At 64.7% G+C, this 20,394-nt stretch carries 14 protein-coding genes; 8 read left to right on the top strand and 6 right to left on the bottom strand.

Going from position 1 to position 20,394, the window contains the following annotated elements; genetic code table 11:
* Positions 1–197: 197 nt before the first annotated feature.
* Both HALKA_RS0113330 and HALKA_RS21035 read left to right on the top strand, forming a co-directional pair.
* The gene (locus HALKA_RS0113330; RefSeq protein WP_018258458.1) at positions 198–1,928 is read left to right on the top strand and encodes a transposase; all 1,731 of its coding nucleotides are present in this window, start codon (positions 198–200) and stop codon (positions 1,926–1,928) included.
* Between the two features lie 273 nt (positions 1,929–2,201).
* Positions 2,202–2,582 (top strand): hypothetical protein, encoded by a 381-nt coding sequence (locus HALKA_RS21035; protein WP_155119410.1) that lies wholly within the window; start codon positions 2,202–2,204, stop codon positions 2,580–2,582.
* Positions 2,583–2,665: 83 nt separating this feature from the next.
* Here HALKA_RS21035 and HALKA_RS0113320 read toward each other — a convergent pair whose 3' ends face one another.
* Positions 2,666–4,549 (bottom strand): HAMP domain-containing protein, encoded by a 1,884-nt coding sequence (locus tag HALKA_RS0113320; RefSeq protein WP_018258456.1) that lies wholly within the window; start codon positions 4,547–4,549, stop codon positions 2,666–2,668.
* A 199-nt stretch (positions 4,550–4,748) separates the two neighbouring features.
* Here HALKA_RS0113320 and kdgK1 point away from each other — a divergent pair, with 199 nt between their 5' ends.
* From kdgK1 to HALKA_RS0113305, 3 genes are all read left to right on the top strand, one after another.
* Positions 4,749–5,702 carry a bifunctional 2-dehydro-3-deoxygluconokinase/2-dehydro-3-deoxygalactonokinase gene (gene kdgK1 / locus HALKA_RS0113315; protein WP_018258455.1) on the top strand — a complete coding sequence of 318 codons (954 nt, stop codon included), beginning with the start codon at positions 4,749–4,751 and terminating at the stop codon, positions 5,700–5,702.
* A gap of 114 nt (positions 5,703–5,816) precedes the next feature.
* Positions 5,817–7,562 carry a pyruvate kinase gene (gene pyk / locus HALKA_RS0113310; RefSeq protein ID WP_026190311.1) on the top strand — a complete coding sequence of 582 codons (1,746 nt, stop codon included), beginning with the start codon at positions 5,817–5,819 and terminating at the stop codon, positions 7,560–7,562.
* A 141-nt stretch (positions 7,563–7,703) separates the two neighbouring features.
* Positions 7,704–8,666, top strand: a complete 963-nt coding sequence (locus HALKA_RS0113305; RefSeq protein WP_026190310.1) for an ROK family protein — start codon at positions 7,704–7,706, stop codon at positions 8,664–8,666.
* A 10-nt stretch (positions 8,667–8,676) separates the two neighbouring features.
* On the opposite strand, the gene HALKA_RS0113300 is transcribed toward HALKA_RS0113305, so the two are convergent.
* From HALKA_RS0113300 to HALKA_RS0113285, 4 genes are all read right to left on the bottom strand, one after another.
* On the bottom strand, positions 8,677–9,855 hold the full coding sequence (locus HALKA_RS0113300; RefSeq protein WP_018258452.1) for a Cdc6/Cdc18 family protein: 1,179 nt from the start codon (positions 9,853–9,855) through the stop codon (positions 8,677–8,679).
* Between the two features lie 213 nt (positions 9,856–10,068).
* On the bottom strand, positions 10,069–10,836 hold the full coding sequence (locus HALKA_RS0113295; protein ID WP_018258451.1) for an MIP/aquaporin family protein: 768 nt from the start codon (positions 10,834–10,836) through the stop codon (positions 10,069–10,071).
* Between the two features lie 3 nt (positions 10,837–10,839).
* Positions 10,840–12,372, bottom strand: coding sequence for a glycerol kinase GlpK (gene glpK, locus HALKA_RS0113290; RefSeq protein ID WP_018258450.1), 1,533 nt, complete (start codon positions 12,370–12,372; stop codon positions 10,840–10,842).
* A 125-nt stretch (positions 12,373–12,497) separates the two neighbouring features.
* Complete coding sequence (locus HALKA_RS0113285; RefSeq protein ID WP_018258449.1) at positions 12,498–14,999, bottom strand: extracellular solute-binding protein; 2,502 nt, start codon at positions 14,997–14,999, stop codon at positions 12,498–12,500.
* A 306-nt stretch (positions 15,000–15,305) separates the two neighbouring features.
* Here HALKA_RS0113285 and glpA point away from each other — a divergent pair, with 306 nt between their 5' ends.
* From glpA to HALKA_RS0113270, 3 genes are read left to right on the top strand one after another with little or no spacing between them, the layout of a single operon-like run.
* Positions 15,306–17,024 carry an anaerobic glycerol-3-phosphate dehydrogenase subunit GlpA gene (glpA, locus tag HALKA_RS0113280; RefSeq protein ID WP_018258448.1) on the top strand — a complete coding sequence of 573 codons (1,719 nt, stop codon included), beginning with the start codon at positions 15,306–15,308 and terminating at the stop codon, positions 17,022–17,024.
* Positions 17,014–18,282 carry a glycerol-3-phosphate dehydrogenase subunit GlpB gene (glpB, locus tag HALKA_RS0113275; RefSeq protein ID WP_018258447.1) on the top strand — a complete coding sequence of 423 codons (1,269 nt, stop codon included), beginning with the start codon at positions 17,014–17,016 and terminating at the stop codon, positions 18,280–18,282. Before glpA ends, glpB begins: the two co-directional genes overlap by 11 nt.
* Entirely contained in the window at positions 18,279–19,664 is a 1,386-nt protein-coding gene (locus tag HALKA_RS0113270) for an anaerobic glycerol-3-phosphate dehydrogenase subunit C (RefSeq protein WP_018258446.1), read from the top strand. The genes glpB and HALKA_RS0113270 overlap by 4 nt, the downstream gene beginning before the upstream one ends.
* Positions 19,665–19,859: 195 nt before the next feature.
* Here the strand turns inward: HALKA_RS0113270 and HALKA_RS0113265 are convergent, their stop codons facing one another.
* Positions 19,860–20,312 carry a universal stress protein gene (locus HALKA_RS0113265; RefSeq protein ID WP_018258445.1) on the bottom strand — a complete coding sequence of 151 codons (453 nt, stop codon included), beginning with the start codon at positions 20,310–20,312 and terminating at the stop codon, positions 19,860–19,862.
* Positions 20,313–20,394 lie beyond the last annotated feature (82 nt).

Genomic DNA, 20,394 nt, shown 5'->3' with positions numbered 1-20,394 from the left:
ACTACAGCGTGCATACCTATTGATATATCTCTCGCTGTAAGCTCAAAGCAGACCAACGACGATAATGCGCGACTACAATTTCACTCTACTCTATACCGTTATTCTCTCCTCTACAGCAAATATATCTACACAGAATCACTCCAGTATTGGATCGACCACAGATCAAAAACGGAGTAGTTCGCCCTGGAGGTGGCTCAATGCCGACTGACCCGTCGGCTGTTGCTGAGTCGATTATTGTTCACGCGGAGACACTCTGTGAGTGTGAAGACCACCTCTGGGACGTCATTCGGGACCTCTCAATTCCTGTCGATACTCTCGAAGACGGTCGCAATCAGAACTCTGTCGACTACGGAACTGACGAAATATTTCGTACGCTCCTGTTCAGACGGATTCGTGGCATCTCCCAGAAGAAAATAGCGAAACGACTCGGCCGGGAGCCGAGTTTAGCCAAGAGCTTCCATTTCGATATTACTGACCTCGAGGAGACGCCTACCCAACAACAGCTCTCGTACGCACACGGGAAATTCAGTGACGATACCCAAGAAATCCTTTATCAGACGGTTGCTGGCGTCCGTCAAGTTGCGCTTGATAAAGATGTTCTCACGGAAGGTCTTGTTCCATCAGTTCCGGCGGACGATGAAGACGAGTCGCAAAGTGCGAATGAGTACAAGAAGGAGAAAGCGCAGAAGACGCTGACGCTTGCTCGGAAACACGTCATTCCCGAATTCGACACGCACCGAGCAGCCCACAAGACGTACTCTGACGAAGTGATGCTGGATATGTTCGCGAGTATCTGCGCGAACAACGGCAGTGCTCACTCGGAAGCCGAGTACGGCTGGCTCACTGATGACGACCTGATCTGTGACGACTCGACGTTCTTGCGGGCAATCAAGAAGATCGCAACGCCTGAAGCGTCTGACGGGCAGCTCACGTTCGAAGATTTCGAGGACGATGATTCGATGCCTGAGATCGACCAGATCCGGGACGCGATTATGACGGCGTTCAACGCCGCTACCGAGAACATCATCAACTCGATTCGCGGAGACGATCCGTTTGAGTCTCGGGAGACCGTTGCAGCGATCGACATCACCCACGAGCAGTTTCACGTCTGGCCATGGGAGGACAAGGAAGCCGGCATCGCGAAGCCGGACTACCCGAAGATGGTGAGCGGATACAAGAAAGATGGCGAGTACAAACGCGGCTACAAGTACGCTACCATCACGCTTGTTGGCGATCATGCACCGATTATCCTCGGTATCGAGCCGGTCAAAGAGGACTCTGCGTGGGAGTCAGACGATTCGCCGTCGTACTCAAAGGCTGACTTGGTGAGCCGATTGCTCGACCGGGCCGAGCAGTTCGTTGACCTGGATACGGTGATGTTCGACCGTGGATTCTACGCCAATCGCGTGTATGCAGAGGTCCACGAGCGCGGGCTCACGTATCTCTCCCCAGTGCCAACGTACGAGGATGATTTAGCGGCGATCCAGAATATTCAGGAGCATCCGACAGCGGACGAAGCTGTCAAGCACGACGTTCCATTCGGAATTGATGGTGAGGTCCATCACGAGGCAGAGTTCCTCTATGCGCCGAGTACGAGCGACGATGCTGACGAAAAGTACGCGGTGTTCGTGACGAACCAAGACCGCGTCGAACCGGAGGAGATCTCGAGTGTCGTGAACGGGTATAGTCGGCGGTGGGATATCGAGAACCAGTATAAGTCGATCAAGGAGTTCCTGCCGAAGACGTCGTCGACGGACTACCGACTTCGGTTGTGTAACTTCGCGCTGTCGACGCTGATCTATAATCTGTGGCGGCTCACAGACTATCTGATCAAGGTCGCGCTCGATGAGCCGATCCGGTCACCGCCAGTGATCACGGCGAAGACGTTCGTGCGAGCGTTAGGCGACTTCCTGCGTAAGGTCGGGTAACGCTTTTTTCACTCCGGGTTCACCGATTTAGTAGCGGCTGCTCTATCGATATTTACGGATTTTCGCAGATTTTTACTTCTTCTACCAGATCGTATAGGTGTATTCGGTCGATGATCTGAGCTCGACCGGTTTTCGGGGCGGTTTTCGTCTCACTGGCTCGTGGAATCCCCAGTTTCGTTTGTAGGCTTAAAAACACGCCAAGAATGTGAACGACAGTGAACGCTACGTTTCGCACGGATCGGTGTCGCTCTGGACCGGATCGATCGCACGACGATGTTCGACCGTGAGAACGGCGACGAGCGTCCGTACCAGAGGTGGGGTCAGTACAGTAGCGAGTCGAGAGGCCAGTACAGAATATCGCCGACGCTCGTAGACGGCGAGGATCATCCCGGAGGTGCCGAACACTCTGCTCGCGTTCGAGGCGCACGCTTCGCCGTCGACGTCGTCACAGCCCCCGACCCGCCTCATACCGCCGGCTGTACGTCTGTGGAGAGTTTCGCGACCCCGTGTCGCGAATACGTTAAAATAGTGATAGCTGGCAGTATCCGGAGAGAGGGTCCCAGCGATGCGGGACACGATAGCGCGTGTCCGTCGGGGTGCCGGCTGTACGTCTGTACTGAATTTCGCGACCCCGTGGTCGCGAATATCTTGTAACAGTTACAGCCGGCAGTACGAGAAGCGTGGTCCCGACGGCATCGCCGAAACGGCGGATCGAGACGAGAATCCGGATTACGTCGTCAGTCCTCGCTCTCTTCTTGCGTGCGCGTCGTCTGGGACGGTCCGCCGGAGAAGACGAACTCGTGTTCGGCTTCCGTCTCGAAGCGGTCGAGGATGTCGCCGAGCGGTCGAGCGTACCGTTTCAGCTGGTCGGCGCGCGAGGACACTTCGTTGAGTTCGGCGGCCTGTTCCTCCGCGGCACCGGCGACGGTCTCGGACTCGGACATCATCTGCTCGCTGGTGTCTGCGGCCTCCTGCAGCTGGGTCGCGACGGTGCGGAACTGGGTGAGCGAGTCGCCGAGGTCGACTGCTTGCTGCTCCGCTTCGAGGGCTTCGAGCGTCTCGACCAGTTCGTCGAGATCCTCGGAGATCGTCTGTAGCTGGTCTTTCTGCTCGTAGGCGTCGTCGGAGATCTTCTGGATGGACTCGGCGACCTGTTCGGAGGCGTCACGGACGGACTCGGCGCTTTGCAGCACCACGTCACCGGATTCCGCGACCTCTTCGGAGAAGCTCTTGAGCTGGCCGGTCGTCTTCTCCAACTCCTCGATCATGGTGTTGAACTCGCTCGCGATCGTGTCCATCGCTTCGTTCTCGCCGTCCTGCTCCATTCGCGTGGTCATGTCCCCGCCTGCGGTCTTCTCCATAGCGACAGAGAACTCGGTGGCTTTCTCCTGGAGGTAGTTGCTCATCTCCATTGCTTCCGCGCGCGAGACCTCCGCCTCTTTGCGTGCGCGCTCGGCTTCGTCGATCTGCTCTCTGAGCGCGTCGCGCATGTCGGCGAAGCCGTCGTACAGCCGACCGATGTTGTCGATCCGTGACGTGTCCAGTTCGACGTCGAGATTGCCCTCCCGCATCGCTTCGGTCTTCCGGGTGAGCGTATCGATCGACGACGAGGTGCTCCAGCCGAGGGCCGCACCGATGCCGCCGATGAAGACGACCAGGCCGGCCGTCGCGATCAGGCCGTACAGCTGCACGTCCTCGACGAAGCCAAACACCGTCGAGGACGGCGCGTGGGTCAGGACGACCCAGTCAGTCCCAGCGACCGGCGCGTAGCCGACGGTGTACTCCTCGTTCAGTCCGAGGTCGGCGTTCGGAGCCATCGCCGTCTTGACGCTGGCACTCTCCTGTGTGCCCCGCAGGGCGTTCGCGTCGTCGACCGTCTGCTGGACGGGGTACGTCGACAGCGTCATCCCCTCTCGGTCGCTGTTGCCGGCGTAGGCCTGGTCGACGACGACCGTGCGGTGGCTGTCGACGACCTGTGTGAATCGCGCGGACTCGTCCTCGGCCGGACTGATCGAGTCGGCCAGTTCGTCGAGCCGGTACTCGACGACCAGGATGCGGTTCTGGGAGGTCGGCACCGGGCTGGCGAACCCGATGGTCGATTCGCTGTCCTGGCTGTCGCGGTAGGCGTCGGAGACGAGTACCTGGCTGGTGTCACTGAGCTCCGTCTCGGACGTCCACTGGAGGTTCCCGGACAGCGCCGACGAGTCCGCACGGAGGTTCGTACTGGCGACGACGGACGATCCCGACGGCGTCGTCTCCAGCAGGTGGACGCTCTTGGCGTCGGCCGACAGCCGCGACAGCTCGTTTTGGAGAGCGAGTTCGAGATCCGCCTCGTCGTCACCCCACTGGTCCTGATTCGAGATGAGCTTCGTCGACAGCTTGTTCTGCGTGACCCACTGCTCGACGATGTCACTCTGCTGGACGGCCGTGTTCTGGAACTGTCCTTCGACGTTGTCCTGTGTCTGGGTCCGGACCTCTTCGGTCGCTGCGAATCCGATGATGCCGACCGACAGCCCCATCACCAGCAGGACGAGCCCGAACTTCAGTGCGAAGCTCCGCCTGATGAAGTTGGGCGTGATCTTCTGGATAATGCCTTCGGAAGACGACTCTGTGTCACTCATCGTACCCCACCACCAGTGAGAGCTTGTTCGCCGCGAACGCGCACGCCCGTTGCTGTGCCATCCGCTGGCGACACGTCGCTGTTTCGCATAGCTTTGTGTGTATTATTTGAATACAAAAGCCTTTGGAGTGTGTCACAGCACGGGACGCCGACTCCGGAATCCAGCGGATTTTATACCGGGGGCGAGTTGACGCACCTATATGACGGATCTCGTTACCTTCGGAGAAACCATGCTCCGGCTGTCGCCGCCGGGCGACGAACGGATCGAAACCGCAGACCAGTACGTCGTTCGCGCCGCGGGTGCAGAGAGCAACGTCGCAGTCGCCACACAGCGGCTGGGCCTCGACGCGACGTGGGTATCGAAGCTCCCGGACTCCCCGGTCGGCCGGCGGGTCACCGGCGAACTCGCGAGCCACGGTGTCGAGACCGACGTCGTCTGGAGCGACGAGGGGCGACAGGGGACTTACTACCTCGAATCGGGAGCGTCCCCACGCGGGAACAACGTCATCTACGACCGGGCCGACGCGGCGGTGACGACGGCGACGCCGGACGAGCTACCGGTCGATCGGATCCGCTCGGCGTCGGCGTTTCACACCACGGGTATCACTCCGGCACTGTCGGAGACCCTGGAGGTGACGACCCAGACGCTGCTCGAAGCGGCTGCCGACGCCGGCACGCTGACGAGCTTCGACGTGAACTACCGGTCGAAGCTCTGGGAGCCCGAGGTCGCCCGCGAGACGCTCACCGAGCTGTTCCCCCGCGTCGACGTGTTGATCGTCGCCCAGCGAGACGCCGAGAACGTGCTCGGGCGCACCGGCGACGCGGCGTCGATCGCCCGAGGTCTGGCCGAGGAGTTCGACTTCGAGGTGACGATCCTCACACGCGGGTCCGAGCCGGCGCTGGCAGTCGCCGACGGGACGACCCACAAACAGCCGACGTTCGAGGCGACGAGCGCCCACCCCGTCGGCACCGGCGATTCCTTCGTGGGCGGTTTCCTCTCGCAGTACGTCGCGGGCGAGAGCGTCGAAACCGCGCTAGAGTACGCCGCCGGGACTGCCGCGCTCAAGCGATCGATCCCCGGCGACATCGCCGTCGTGACGCCGACAGAGGTAGCGGCCGTCATCGAGGGCGGAACCGCGGACATCTCTCGGTGACCCACGGTGTCGACGCCGAGGCATTCGTCTGGTCGATAACCTTCTTATCCCCTGACCGGGTACGCCCTCGTATGGTTGTTCGGAAGCTCTCTGCAGTCGACGGAGGACGACCCGATGCGTAGCGCGAAGATCGTCTGTACGCTGGGACCGGCGACGGAGTCGGTCGAGCAGATTCGCGGCCTCGCCGAGGCCGGCATGTCCGTGGCGCGGCTCAACGCCAGCCACGGCACGCCCGAGCACCGCCGCGAGATGCTCGACCGGATCCGAGAGGTCGACGCGACCACGGAGCGACCGGTCGCGTCGATGCTCGACATGCCGGGCCCGGAGGTGCGGACGGCTCCGATCCGCGACCCGATCCAGCTGGACGAGGGTTCGACGGTCGAGTTCGTCCAGTCGGACGAGGCGACGCCAGAGCGCGTCGGCCTCTCGCTGTCGATCACCTCCGTCCAGCCGGGCGACCGCGTGTTGCTCGACGACGGGCGGATCGAGACGACGGTCGACCGCGTCGACGGGGACTCCGTCTACGCGACCGTCGAGAACGGCGGTGAACTCGGTGCCCGGAAGGGCGTCAACGTCCCCGGCGTCGAACTCGACCTGCCCGCCGTCACGGACAACGACCGGCGAGAGCTCGACGTCGCCGCGGAGAAGGAACCCGACTTCGTGGCCGCCTCGTTCGTCCGATCGGGCGAAGACATCTACGAAATCGAGGCCGAGATGGAAGCGCGCGGCATCGACATCCCGATCATCGCCAAGATCGAGCGGGCCGGCGCGGTCGAGAATCTCGACTCGATCGTCGACGCCGCATACGGCGTGATGGTCGCGCGTGGGGACCTCGGCGTCGAGTGCCCGCTCGAAGACGTGCCGATCTTCCAGAAGCGCATCATCCGCAAGTGCCAGGAAGCCGGCGTGCCCGTGATCACGGCCACGGAGATGCTCGACTCGATGGTCCACGAGCGCCGACCGACCCGCGCGGAGGCCTCCGACGTGGCCAACGCCGTCCTCGACGGCACCGACGCCGTGATGCTGTCGGGCGAGACCGCGATCGGCGACAATCCGGTTCGCGTCGTCGAGACGATGGATCGCATCGTCCGCGACGTCGAGTCGGCTCCCGAGTACGACCAGAACCGCGAGCAACAGGTCCCCGCCGCGGGCGAGACGCGAACGGACGCGCTGGCGCGGTCCGCCCGGTTCCTCGCTCGGGACATCGGGGCGTCGGCGGTCGTCGCCGCCTCCGAATCTGGCTACACCGCCCTCAAGTCGGCCAAGTACCGGCCGTCGATTCCGATCGTCGCCTCGACGCCCAGCGACGAGGTGCGGCGACAGCTCGCCCTCTCGTGGGGGATCATCCCCGTCTCGACGGAGTACACGACCCAGGGTGCGGACGCGATCATCCAGAACGCCGTCCAGGCGGCCCTGGACACGGAGGCAGCGGACGGCGGCGACACCGTCGTCGTCCTCTCCGGGATGATGACCGAGCTCGAAGGGATGAACACGGCGAACCTCCTGAAGGTCCACGTCGCGGCCGAGCGGATCGCCAACGGCCGCTCGGTCGTCGACGGGCTGGTGTCGGGGCCGGTCTATCACGTGCCCGACGGCGACCTCTCCGACGTGCCCGACGGTGCGGTGATCTCCATCGCGGCGGACTTCGACGGCGAGTTCGACGGCGAGGTCGAGCGGATCGGCGGCATCGTCGACGCCCACGACGGGACGACGGGGTACGCTGCGATCGTCGCGCGCGAGCTCTCGATCCCGATGATCGCCAACGCCGAACTCCCGGACCTGGCGGACGGAACGCAGGTCACGCTCGACGCGGAGCGTGGCATCGTCTACGAGGACACCACCGAGGACGACCGCTCGTAGCGACACGAGCCGGCAGTGATACCGCTGGCCGTCGCTGCGCTGGGGGGCTGTCCACCCGAGATGGGTAACTGCGTCACGGATAGACGGCCGGCAGTGTGAATATGTGCAGTTAAGTATCGAAGGGTTCACCCATCCAGTATCATGGCTGCATACGCAGGGGTGGATCTCGGCGCGACCAACATTCGTGCTGTCGTCGGCGACGAGTCCGCCCGCGAACTCGGGTCAGACACGCAGGCCACACCGCGGGGGCCGAACGGGATCGCCGTCACCGAGGCGATCCTCGACTGTCTCCGCAACGCCTGTGACGACGCCGACGTATCGCCAAGCTCCGTCGTCGCCGCCGGTATCGGATCGGTCGGACCACTGGATCTCGCCGAGGGGATCGTCGAGGGCCCCGCGAACCTCCCGGATTCGATCGGTCGGATCCCGCTGACCGGCCCCGTCGGCAACCTGATCGACTCGGAACGCGTGTATCTGCACAACGACACCAACGCCGGGGTGATCGGCGAACGCTTCTTCTCTGACCGCAACCCCGACGACATGGTGTATCTGACGATCTCCTCGGGGATCGGTGCCGGCGTCGCCGTCGACGGCAACGTCGTCGACGGCTGGGACGGCAACGCCGGTGAGGTCGGGCACATGACCCTCGACCCGGCCGGCGTGATGACGTGTGGCTGTGGCTCGGACGGCCACTGGGAGGCGTACTGTTCGGGCAACAACATCCCGGAGTACGCGATGCAGCTCCACACGGAAGACGGGATGGAGACTGCGCTCCCGGTCGAGAGCGGTGACTTCGACGCGGCCGACGTGTTCGACCGTGCGCGAGACGGCGACGGCTTCGCACAGTACGTCATCGGGCAGGTCGGCCACCTCAACGCCATCGGGATCGCAAACGTCGTCCAGGCGTACGCCCCGCTCGTGGTCTACGTCGGCGGGGCGGTGGCGCTGAACAACCCCGACGCCGTCCTCGATCCGATCAGAGACGAACTCTCGGAGATGGTGTTCGGAAACATCCCGGACGTGAAGCTCACGACGCTCGGCGAAGACATCGTCGTCATGGGCGCGCTCGCCTCGGCGATCACCGACGGCACCGGCGAGCGGTAATCGTGGACGCTTATCCCCGTTCCAGGTCGTAGAGACGGCGAAACGCCGCCGGTGGAAAGCGTAGTTCCACGCGGCTGGGCGGTCGCCCCTTCCCGCTTTCGAGGCCGGACTGGACGCGTTCGACGATCCCGCCTTCGGCCATCTCGTAGAGGTACCGCTTGACCGTTCCCGGCGAGAGGTCGACGGTCGCTTTCGCGGCGATCGCCTCCGTGGTCGCGGTGACGGACTCTCGGTCGGTCGAATCGAGTTCGGCGACTTCTCGCAGGACGCGCTGTTTGTTGTCTGGCAGCGCGAGCACTCTCGCCAGCGACACCGAGGGCCGTGGAATCCGCTCGATTGCGGCCTCGACGTCGTCCTGGCCGACGCGCGTCCCCTCTCGTTGACTCGCGTCGTCGGCCGCAATAAACAGCGCCGCCAGCGCGTCGTGTGCATTGCCGTCCGCCCACTCGGCGATCGTGCGGGCCTGTTCGTGGCTCAGTGCCTGGGGAGCGAGCCCGTCCGAGGCGCGCGTCATCAACACGTCGACGAGCATCTGTCGACGGTACGGTTCGACCGGGATCGTCGTCGCCGTGTACTCGGTCAACAGCGTCTCTTCGGGGTCGTCTCGTCCGATCGCCAGCCAGCTCACGTTGCTGGGCAGCCCCGCGAAGAGGTCGATCAGCGCCTCGGCGTCGGTGCTGCCCTGTTCGCCGACGTGATCGACGGCGATCACGACGCCGATGCCCGCGGTACCGAGCATCTCGTGGAGCCGACGGCGAAGCTCCGACGTGCTGATCCCGTGTTCCGGGACCCGGTCGTCGACGAGTCCGTCGAGCACGCGGTGGTAGAACGCGAACCGACTCGTCGTCTCGCGCAGATCGACGTAGACGAACTCCGGAGAGGGCGGCGCTGCCGCGCGGGTACTCGTGTGAATGACCGACCGCTGTTCGGTCGAGAGCCGGCCGAGCCGCGCGAACAGCGCCGTCACGATCGCCGACTTCCCGGAGCCGAACGGGCCCGACACGTAGGCGTTGGGCGGTAAGCGGCCGTCGAACACCGGATCGAGGTGATCGAGCAGTCGTTCGAAGACCGGGCCCCGGTCCGACGGGTCGTCGATGTGTGCGACCGGGGACAGCGATTCGTAGTCCTGGATCAGTCGGGGGCCACCGCCCCGGCGCTGCCGTCGTTTTATCCTCTCATCGATGTTCATGATCCGCTCTCTACGGGTTGACAACGGCATCTGGGCGGAACTCCATCGATATCGACAGCAGTACTTGCCCCGCCCGTAGACGCGTTGGCGATAGACGCTCGTATTCTGTGCATCGATTGTTCCTGTGAGGTGTTTGTGGGTGGGATTCCCGGTCGCATATCAGTTTCCACATCCTGATCCGTGAGTTCTGCATTGCTGTCCGCTGACCGTGCGTTACAGTGCGTGATACAGCCCGGCCGCGAGGAGCGCTCCGATGATCGGACCGACGATAGGCACCCAAGAATACGCCCAGTCCGACGAGCCCTTGTGTGGAAACGGGAGGACCGCGTGTGCGATACGCGGTCCGAAGTCGCGTGCAGGGTTGATCGCATAGCCGGTCGGGCCACCCAGAGAGAGCCCGATTCCGAGCACGACCAGTGCGACCGGAAGCGCCGACAGCGCGCCGAGACCGAATCCGACCTCTTGACCGTCGATCGTGATCGTTCGGAGGAACTCACCGGAAGCGCCGTCCAAGAATCCGGCGGAGTTCAGATATAACACCCCGAAGACCAGCACGAACGTACCGATGACCTCGGTCAGCATGTTCGCCCGATAGTTCCGGATTTCGGGACTCGTCGAGAAGATAGCGAGCTTCACGTCTTCGTCTTCCGTCGCGGCAAAGTGATCCTTGTACGCCAGCCAGACCACCACGCCACCCAGGAACGCCCCGAGCGTTTGAGCGGCGATGTAGATCGGGACCTGTGCCCAGTCGAACAATCCGGCCGCAGCCAGTCCGATCGTCACGGCGGGATTGATGTGACCGCCGCTGACCTGACTGATCGTGAACACGCCCATGAACACACCGATAGCCCATCCCCACGTGATGACGATCCAACCGCTTTCGTGCCCTTTCGTCTCGTTGAGGACGACGTTAGCGACGACACCGCCGCCGAAGATGATGAGGATCGCAGTACCGATGACTTCCGCGATGTACGGATTCATAGATTACTCTTCGTGTGCCCAGTCTCGGGACCGCTCGACGGCGTCGTCCCAGCGTCCGTACATCTTGTCCGCCTGCTCCGGTGCCATCTCGGGCTGGAAGTTGCGATCGACCTGCCAGTTGTCCCGCAGCTCGTCGATCGTGTCCCAGTAGCCGACGGCGAGGCCGGCAGCGTAGGCCGAGCCGAGCGCGGTCGTCTCGTCGACTTCCGGACGGGAGATCTCCGTCTGGATGATGTCGGACTGGAGCTGACAGAGGAAGTTGTTCTTGACGGCCCCACCGTCGACGCGCAGCGTCGTCGTCTCGACGCCGGAGTCGGCTTCCATCGCTTCGGCGATGTCTCGGGTCTGGTACGCGATGGATTCGAGCGTCGCACGGACGATGTGCTCTTTCCGGGTCCCGCGGGTCATGCCGACGATCGTCCCGCGTGCGCGTCCGTCCCAGTGTGGCGCGCCGAGCCCGGTGAAGGCCGGCACCATGTACACGCCGTCCGTCGACTCGACCGAGCGGGCGAGCTCTGCGGTCTGTGCGGCGTTCTTGATGAGGTCGACGTCTTCGAGCCACTCGATCGCCGCGCCCGTGATGAAGATCGACCCCTCCAGTGCGTACTGGACCGGTTCGCCCGACATCTGGAAGCCGATCGTGGTGAGGAGCCCGTGATCGGACTCGACGGCCTCCTCGCCGGTGTTCATGAGGTAGAACGAGCCCGTGCCGTAGGTGTTTTTCGCGTCGCCGGCATCGAAGCAGGTTTGACCGAACAGGGCGGCCTGCTGATCGCCCAGGGCACCGGCGACGGGGACTTCGGCACCGAGAAAGCCGTCGGGGTCGGTGGTTCCGTACGTCGCCTCGTCGGAGGACGGTCGCACTTCGGGCAGCATCGCTTCGGGGATGTCGAACTCTTCGAGGAGTTCCGCGTCCCACGACAGCCCCTCGATGTCGTAGAGCATCGTCCGAGAGGCGTTGGTCACGTCGGTGATGTGGTTGCCCGTGAGGTTGTAGATCAGCCACGAGTCGATCGTCCCCATCAGGAGTTCCCCGTCGCGGGCACGCTCACGGAGGTCACGCGTGCGGGCACTCTCCAGCTTGAGGGGTTCGGCGTTGTCGAGGATCCACTCGGTCTTTGTCGCCGAGAAGTAGGCGTCGGCTTCCAGCCCGGTCTTCTCGCGGATCATCTCGATTTTGCCCGCGTCTTCCAGCTCCTCGACGCGGTCGGTCGTTCGTCGGTCCTGCCACACCAGCGCGTTGTGTATCGGCCGCCCGGTCTCTCTGTCCCACACGATCGTGGTCTCTCGCTGGTTCGTGATCCCGATCGCCTCGAGCTGGGTGGCATCGAGGTCGGCGGCGTCGAGGCCAGCGGTGACGACGGCCTTCGTGTTCTCCCAGATCTCGGTCGGATCGTGTTCGACCCAACCGGGTTCCGGATAGATCTGTTCGTGCTGTTCGTACGAGTTGGCGACGACGTTGCCGCTGTGGTCGAACACCATGAAGCGGGTGCCCGTCGTCCCCTGATCGATCGCACCGACGTATGTGTCTGGCATCGTTGTGTACTCCGTGGGGCGAAACTTTACCTGCTGTTTAGCCCTATCGGTAAACAACATAGGCGATCATTATAAATGTTACTGGCGCTGTCCAATCGTCAGTAAATCATCCGCAGAAACGACCGCTACTGGTACGAGTCGAGCGTCGCTGCGATCTGCTCGTCGATCGATTCCAGCGTCTCGGCGGTCGAGTCCGCGGTGTACAGCCGTTCGACGCCCTCCTCGATGATCGTCCGAACCGTGTCGAACGGGCCGATCTGTGCCCCACGGGTCCCGATCGTGTCGGTCGTTTCCATCAGCTGGTCCAGCGCCGTCGCGTAGTGGGTGTTCTCCTCGAACCAGCCCGCCGCCCGTAGTTCCGGAATCGCCCCTTCGTGAACCGGGAAGTAGCCGGTCTCGCGGTGCCAGCGCTGCTGTTGTGCGGGCCGGGTGAGCCAGGTCAGGAACTCGCCGACCGCGTCGTGGACGGCCGTCGAGTGGTCGTCCCCGACCCACAGCGACGCGCCGCCGACCAGCACGCCCGTCCTGTCGTCGAGCACCGGGAATCGCCCCGTTCCGACCGGGAACGCCGCGCCCGACTCGATCCCCGTCAGCGAGGAGGTCGATCCGATGAGCATCGCGGCGTCTCCGTCGTGGAACGCGGTCCTGGCAGCGCCTCGTGCCTCGATGCCGGGGTCGTAGTGATACCCCGATTCGGACATGTCGCGCCACCACTCGAACAGCGACTGGCCGACGGGACTCCCGAGGTTCGCAGTCGTCGGTCGTCCGGCGCGTCCGTTGTCGTTGTCGACCAACGGCTCGTCCGCCTCCGCGAACCACTGTTCGACGAACCACGAGTAGTTCGCGAACGTGATGCCGTACTCGGAGACGCCGGCGTCGACGATGCGCTCGGAGGCGTCCCGCACCGCCGAGAGCGTCTCCGGCGGCCGGTCGGGATCGAGCCCCGCGCGCTCGAACGCGTCGCGGTTGTACACCAGGACCGGGTTCGAGGCGTTGAACGGGAGCGAGTGCAACGTCCCGTCGAACCGGTAGTAGTTCGCCACCGGATCGAGGAGCGAGTCGACGTGTTGCTGAGAGAGCAGCCGTTCGACCGGCACGAACTGGCCGCTGTCGCGCGCTCGCGTGGTCCCGATCTCGAAGATCTGGGCGATCGCCGGCGGCGATCCGTTCTCGGCCGCGGTCAGTGCCGCGTCGAGGGTCCCGCGATAGCTCCCCTTCGACGACAGCGAGATCACGACGCCGTCTGTCTGGGCCTCGAACTCGCGGGCCAGTTCCTCCAGCAACAGCCCCTTCTCGCCGCCCATCGCGTGCCAGAACTCCACGACGGTCGCGTCTTCGTCCGCGGTCTCGTCGGCGAGTTCGTAGTCGTCGAACGTCGATTCGAGCATGGCGGCTCGCTCGGACAGCGTCGAGACGCGCGTCGACACCTCGGCCAGCTCGGTCGTCTGTGTCCGGGCTGCCGTGGCCGCGACCTCGGCGTCGGAGGCCGTGTCGTCACTGATGTCGCCGACGGCGTTGACCATCGACACGATCTCCTGGGTGGACTCCGCCTGACTGTCGGTGGCCTCGTCGATCTCCTGGATGCTCGTGTCGATCTCCTCGACCTGTCCGACGACGCGTTCGAGACCGTCGGTCACCGATTCGACGGTGTCGTGTGTCCGGTCGACGCTCTCGCTCGTCTCGTGGACGGTCTCGACGGTCGCTTCGGCCTGTTCGTGGACTCGGTCGATGGAGTCCTCGATCTCCGCCGTCGCTCGCTTCGTCTCGCTGGCGAGCTCTTTGACCTCGCTGGCCACGACGCCGAAGCCCTCGCCGTCCTCGCCCACGCGGGCGGCCTCGATGTTCGCGTTCAGCGCGAGCACGTTGGTCTGGTCGGCAACGTCGGTGATGAACTCGACGATGTCTTCGATCTCGGTCAGGAGGTCGTTGAGCCGCTCGATCTGTTCGACGGTTTCCGAGGAGCGCGCCGCGAGGCGTTCGAGTTCGGTCCTCGCCTCCGTCGCCGAGGACCGGGCCTGATCGCCCTGGGCCGCGGCGTCGCCGGTCGCCGTCGCGACCTCGTTGGCCGAGGCCGCGATCTCCTCGATCGTCGCCGAGAGGGCCTCCATCTCGTCGGCGATGTCGTTGATCCGCTCGTTCTGTCGTCGGGAGCCCGACGAGATGCCGTCGACCGCGTCGCTCACCTCGCGGCTCGCACCTTTCACGGAGTCGAGACGCTCGTCGACCTGCTCGGTCGACGACGCCACCTGCCCGCCGAACACGGAGACCGTCTCGACGGTGTCGCGCCACTCGGCGAGGAGCTCCCGGTACGCGCTGTACAGCTCCGAGACCGCCGCTACGTCGGCGTCTCCGGGCGTCGCCGTCAGGTCCCCCTCGGCGTTGGCCGCGACCACCGAACTCAGATCCTCGATCGCGCGCTCCAGCGTCTCCGCTCGTTCGCGTTCCGCTGCTAGGGTCTCCCGAACCCGTTCGCGGTCCTCGATGGCTTCGTCACGCTCTGCGCGTGCCTGTGAGAGTTGCCGTTCGAGCTCCTGTCTCGTTCGTGCCTGCTCGTCCTCTCCGACCGCCTCGCCGCCGTCCGGGCGCGTCTCCGCTTCGGGCGAGTTCGTCGATCGCCAGTCAAACATCGGTAACGCGCCTCCCGATCGTGCTGAACATACGATACGTGTCCTGTCCATACCGTACGTATATAATAGTTATTGGTGGATGTATAAGGTGGGTAAAGATACTGTATCGGTGTCTAAAGCGGTTTTACCGCCCGATTTTCAGGATCATGTCTCAGTCGGCAGCGCCGAGAGCCAGCGAGACAGTCGGCGTCGGCGAGCATCGTCCTCGTGACGCGCCGAAATCGTGTTAACGACCACTAGTTTTACTGTCGGTGTCCGTTCGTCGGTGAAGTAAAGTGGGTGGCGACCCAACGACTCCGAGTATAGATGGCATCGACACCACGAATCGTCGTCGTCGGAGGTGGCTCGACCGGCGCGGGCGTCGCGCGAGACCTCGCGATGCGCGGGGCCGACGTGACCCTCGTCGAGCAGGGGAACCTCACACACGGCACGACGGGGCGCATGCACGGACTGCTCCACAGCGGCGGCCGGTACGCGGTCTCCGACCAGAAGAGCGCACGCGAGTGTATCGAAGAGAATCGCGTGTTACGCGACATCGCGAGCCACTGCGTCGAGATGACCGGTGGCATGTTCGTCAAGCGTCCGGAAGACTCCGACTCGTACTTCGAAGAGAAACTACAGGGGTGTGCCGACTGCGACATCCCCGCGGAGGTGATCTCGGGCGAACGCGCACGCGAACGCGAGCCCCACCTCGCGACGGACGTCGACAAGGCGATCTCCGTCCCCGACGGCGCGGTCGATCCGTTCCGGCTCGTCGTCGCCAACGCCGCCAGCGCACAGGAACACGGTGCCCGGATCGAGACCCACTCGAAGGTCACCGATCTGCTCGTCGAGAGCGGCGAGATCGTCGGCGTCGAGGTCGAACACGGGGCCAAGTCCGGCGATCGCGTCCACGGCGTCCAGTCGGGTCGAGAGACGATCCGGGCCGACCACGTCGTCAACGCGACCGGCGCGTGGGCCGGCCGGATCGGCGACATGGCCGACCTCGACGTGGCCGTACGGCCCTCGAAGGGCGTCATGACGATCATGAACGTCCGGCAGGTCGACACCGTCATCAACCGCTGTCGGCCCAAGGGCGACGCGGACATCATCGTTCCCCACGAGACGACGGCGATACTGGGGACGACCGACGAGGAGGTCGAGGACCCGGAGGACTACCCCGAAGAGCAGTGGGAGGTCGACCAGATGATCGAGACGCTCTCGGAACTGGTGCCGATGCTCGCCGACGCGCGCTCGATCCGGTCGTTCTGGGGCGTGCGCCCGCTGTACGAACCGCCGGAAGTGGGCAGCGAAGATCCGACCGACATCACGCGGGACTACTTCCTGCTGGACCACGAGGAACGCGACGGCCTGCCGGGTATGACGACCATCGTCGGCGGGAAGTTCACGACCTACCGGATGATGGGCGAGGAGATCGCCGACCACGTCGTCTCCAAGTTCGGGATGGACGCCGACTGCCGGACCGCTGACGTGTCGCTGCCCGGCAGCGAGGAGTTCTCGGTGCTGCGAGACTACATGGACGAGTTCGGCCTGCGCTCGCCGATCGGCCGGCGCAGCGTCGAGCGACTGGGATCGCGGGCCGAGGAGGTGCTCGGCACCGGCGAGCCGAACCCGGTGCTGTGCAACTGCGAGGGCGTCACGCGCGCGGAAGTACGGGACGCGATCTCCCAGGCCGGCGCGGACCTCAACGGGACCCGCATCCGGACCCGAGCGTCGATGGGCAACTGCCAGGGCGGCTTCTGCATCCATCGCCTGGCCGGCGAGCTCCACCCCGAATTCGACGAGGCGACGGTTCGAGACTCCTGGGACGACCTGCTACAGGAGCGGTGGAAGGGACAGCGCCACGCCCTCTGGGGGAACCAGCTCCAGCAGGCGATGATCAACTACGCGCTGCACGCGACGACGCAGAACCGCGACCACGATCCGGCGACCCAGCCCGTCGACTTCGCCGCCTTCGACAGCGGACCGGGCTCGGATCGTCGCCTGGGGTCGGACACCGTCGGGGAGGCCGCAGATGGCGATTGATTCGGAGGTGCTGGTCGTCGGCGGCGGGCTCGCGGGCGTGACGAGCGCGGTCGCGGCCGCCCGCGCGGGTGCGGACGTGCGCCTGGTCTCCTACAAGCAGAGCTCGCTCCGGCAGGCCTCCGGGCTGATCGACGTGCTCGGCTACGTCGGCGACGAGGTCGTCGTCGATCCGTACGACGCGATTCCGGAGCTCCACGAAGACCACCCCTACCGGCTCGTGGGCGTCGAGACGGTTCGGGACGCGATGGCGCTGTTCGACGAGACCGTCGACGGCTACCACGGCGACCACACCGAGACCAACGCACTGCTCCCGACCCACGGCGGGACGGTCAAGCCGACCGCGCGCTACCCCGCCGGAGCCGCCGAGGGCGTCGCCAGCGACGACCGGGACACGCTCCTGGTCGGCTTCGAGCGGCTGGTCGACTTCGACGCACCGCTCGCCGCGAGTCACGTCGAGGCCGCGGGCGCGCCGTTCTCGGCCGACGGCGTGACGATCACGTTCCCGGGCGATCTCCAGGCCGACGCCAAGGTCACTCGGTACGCGAAGCTGCTCGACCAGAACAGCCCCGTCGCGGTCGACGGGCAGAAGGTCGACACCCGGACCGCGCTCGCCGAACGGGTCGCCCCCCACCTCGACGGCCACGAACGCGTCGGCTTCCCGGCGGTGCTGGGCGACGATCACACCGACGCGGTGCGGGCGACGCTGGCCGAGGAGCTCGGGGTGGCCGTCTTCGAAGTCCCGATGGGGCCGCCCTCGCTGCCGGGACTGCGACTCGAAGACCGTCTCTTCGAGGCGCTCGACCGGTCCGGCGCGCGCTACGAGGTCGGCAACCCCGTCGTCGACTACGAGGGCGAGGATCGGATCGAACGCGTGGTCGTCGAACGGAACGGCTCTCGGGTCCCCTACAGCGCCGACCAGTACGTCCTCGCGACGGGCGGGCTGGTCAGCAAGGGCGTCGAGAGCGACCGCGAGGGCGTTCGAGAGCCGATCTTCGACTGTCACGTCCCACATCCGGAAGACCGGTACGACTGGTTCGAAGACGGCGTGTTCGACGACCACGCGTTCGCGCGCTTCGGCGTCGACGTGGGGAGCGACTTGCGGCCACGTGCGGCCGGCGGAAGCGTGGAGTTCGAGAATCTCAGAGCGGCTGGGGCGACGATCGGCGGCTACGACTTCGCGGCCGAGAAGTCCGGCAGCGGCGTCTCGATCGCGACCGGCTACGCGGCCGGGAGAGCGGCGACGGAGGATCTGACATGAGTGATTCAGCAGACACACCGACGGAGGAGTCGTTCGAACCGACGGAACCGAACACGGGCGAGGAGTTCGAGCCGGTCCAGGTGTTCCCCGACGAGGGGACAATGGACCTGCGGCCCGGCGCGGACTCCTGTACGAAGTGTAGTACCTGCGACACGAACTGCCCGGTCGCGGAAGTCGACGACGAGTTCCCGGGGCCGAAGTTCCAGGGACCGGAGCAGTGGCGACTCAAGCAGACCGACGACGGCGACGAGTTCGCCATCGACGACTCCATCATGGACTGCTCGAACTGCATGCGCTGTGACGACGCCTGCCCCTCGGGTGTCCCGCTCAGCCAGATGCACAACGAGGCCCGCGGCGAGTACGTCGACGAGCAGATGAGCAAGCTCTCGACGGAATACTGGCGCAACCGGATCCTCGCCAACTACCGCACGTCCGCGTGGCTGGCGAGCAAGGTCCCCCGGATCGCCAACGTCGCGATGAACTTCGGGCCGGCTCGCTGGGTCATGGAGAAGACCCTCGGTGTCACGAGCGAGCGGGAGTTCCCCGCCTTCGCGACGGAGACGTTCTCCGAGTGGTGGGCCGCCCAGGGCGGCGCTGCCGGTTCCCGCGAGCGCGCTCGCGACGCCCGCGAACGCCGCGGCGAACCCCTCGACGCCGACAAGAAGGTCGCGTACTTCCACGGCTGTTACTCCGAGTACAACACCCCCGAGGTCGCGCGGGCGCTCGTTCGCGTCTACGAGCACTTCGGCTACGAGATCGTCGTGCCCGAGCAGGGCTGTTCGGGAACGCCGATGTTCGCAAACGGGATGCTCGACGACGCCCGCCGCCACGCCGAGGTCAACGTCTCTTCGATGGCCGATCTGGTCGAGGAGGGGTACGACGCCATCGCCTCCTGTACGTCGTGCTCGCTGGCGCTGCGACAGGAGTATCCCGAGCTGTTCGACATCGACGGCATCGAAGACGTGGCCGAGAACACCTTCGAGTCCATCGAGTACCTCCGGATCCACGAAGACGTGCGTGGCGCGCTCCAGGACGCCGAGATCGAGGACGAACTCGCCGAAGAGTTCGCCTACCACGCGCCGTGTCACGCCCGCAACCAGGGGCTCGAACGGCAGGCCGTCGAGCTGTTCCGCGATCTCGACGGCGTCGCAGTCGAGGACGTGGGCGACTCCTGTTCGGGTATCTCGGGCACCTACGGCTGGAAAGACGAGAAGTACGAGAAGTCGATGGCCATCGGTGAGGAGATGTTCGACCACATGGAGGACGTCGAGAGCACCACCGGCATGACCGAGTGCCCCACCTGCTCGATGCAGATGGAGCACGGCACGGGCTACGACATCCGCCACCCGATCGAGCTGGTCGCGGCGGCGCTGGTCGAGTGAGACGGACGGCTGTCGGCGTTTACCCAGTCGACCGCACGACGGCGTGCGGTCGATCTGGTAAAGACCCACAACGTTCCGTATGAGACGGCAGAAAAGCGAGACGACGCCCACCCTCATACGGATTATTGTAGCGATTTACCGGAGATCGTCGCCACGGAGTAGACGATCTCCGGTAAGCAACTACAATAAACCGTATCAGTGGTCGCCCCGGACGAAGGTGACCGGGCACGGCGATTCGAGCAGGACGTGCTGGGCCGTCGATCCGAACACGGCCTTGCCGGTCGGTGATCGACGGCGACCGCCGACGATCAGGTGATCGGCCCCTTCCTCGGTCGCGAGATCGACGATCCGTGCGCCGTGTTCGCCGATCCGACCGGTGATCCGGTAGTCGATCTTCGCGTCGTCCAGCGAGTCCTTGACGTCACGGACGATCGAGAGTCGGCTCGTCACCTCGTCGACGTCCGCGTCGGCCGGATCGCTGAAGTCGAGTCGTTCGGTCGCGTTGTCGTACTCTTCTGGGGTGAACACGTGCGACAGGATCACCGACGCGCCGGTGGCTCCGGCGATGTCGATGACCGTCTCGGTGAGTTCGTCGATGCGTTCGCTGTCGGTGTGTCCGAGTGCCAGCATGACTGTCTCTATCGCCATGCCCGTGACATCTATGCCATCGTACAAAAACGTTCGGTGGTCGGTCCGTAGTGACGAGGCGACGCGCTGAGACCGACCGAGG

It is taken from the genome of Halomicrobium katesii DSM 19301, from assembly GCF_000379085.1.
Classification (GTDB): Archaea; Halobacteriota; Halobacteria; order Halobacteriales; family Haloarculaceae; genus Halomicrobium; species Halomicrobium katesii.
This window is presented reverse-complemented; position numbering and strand designations above follow the sequence as displayed.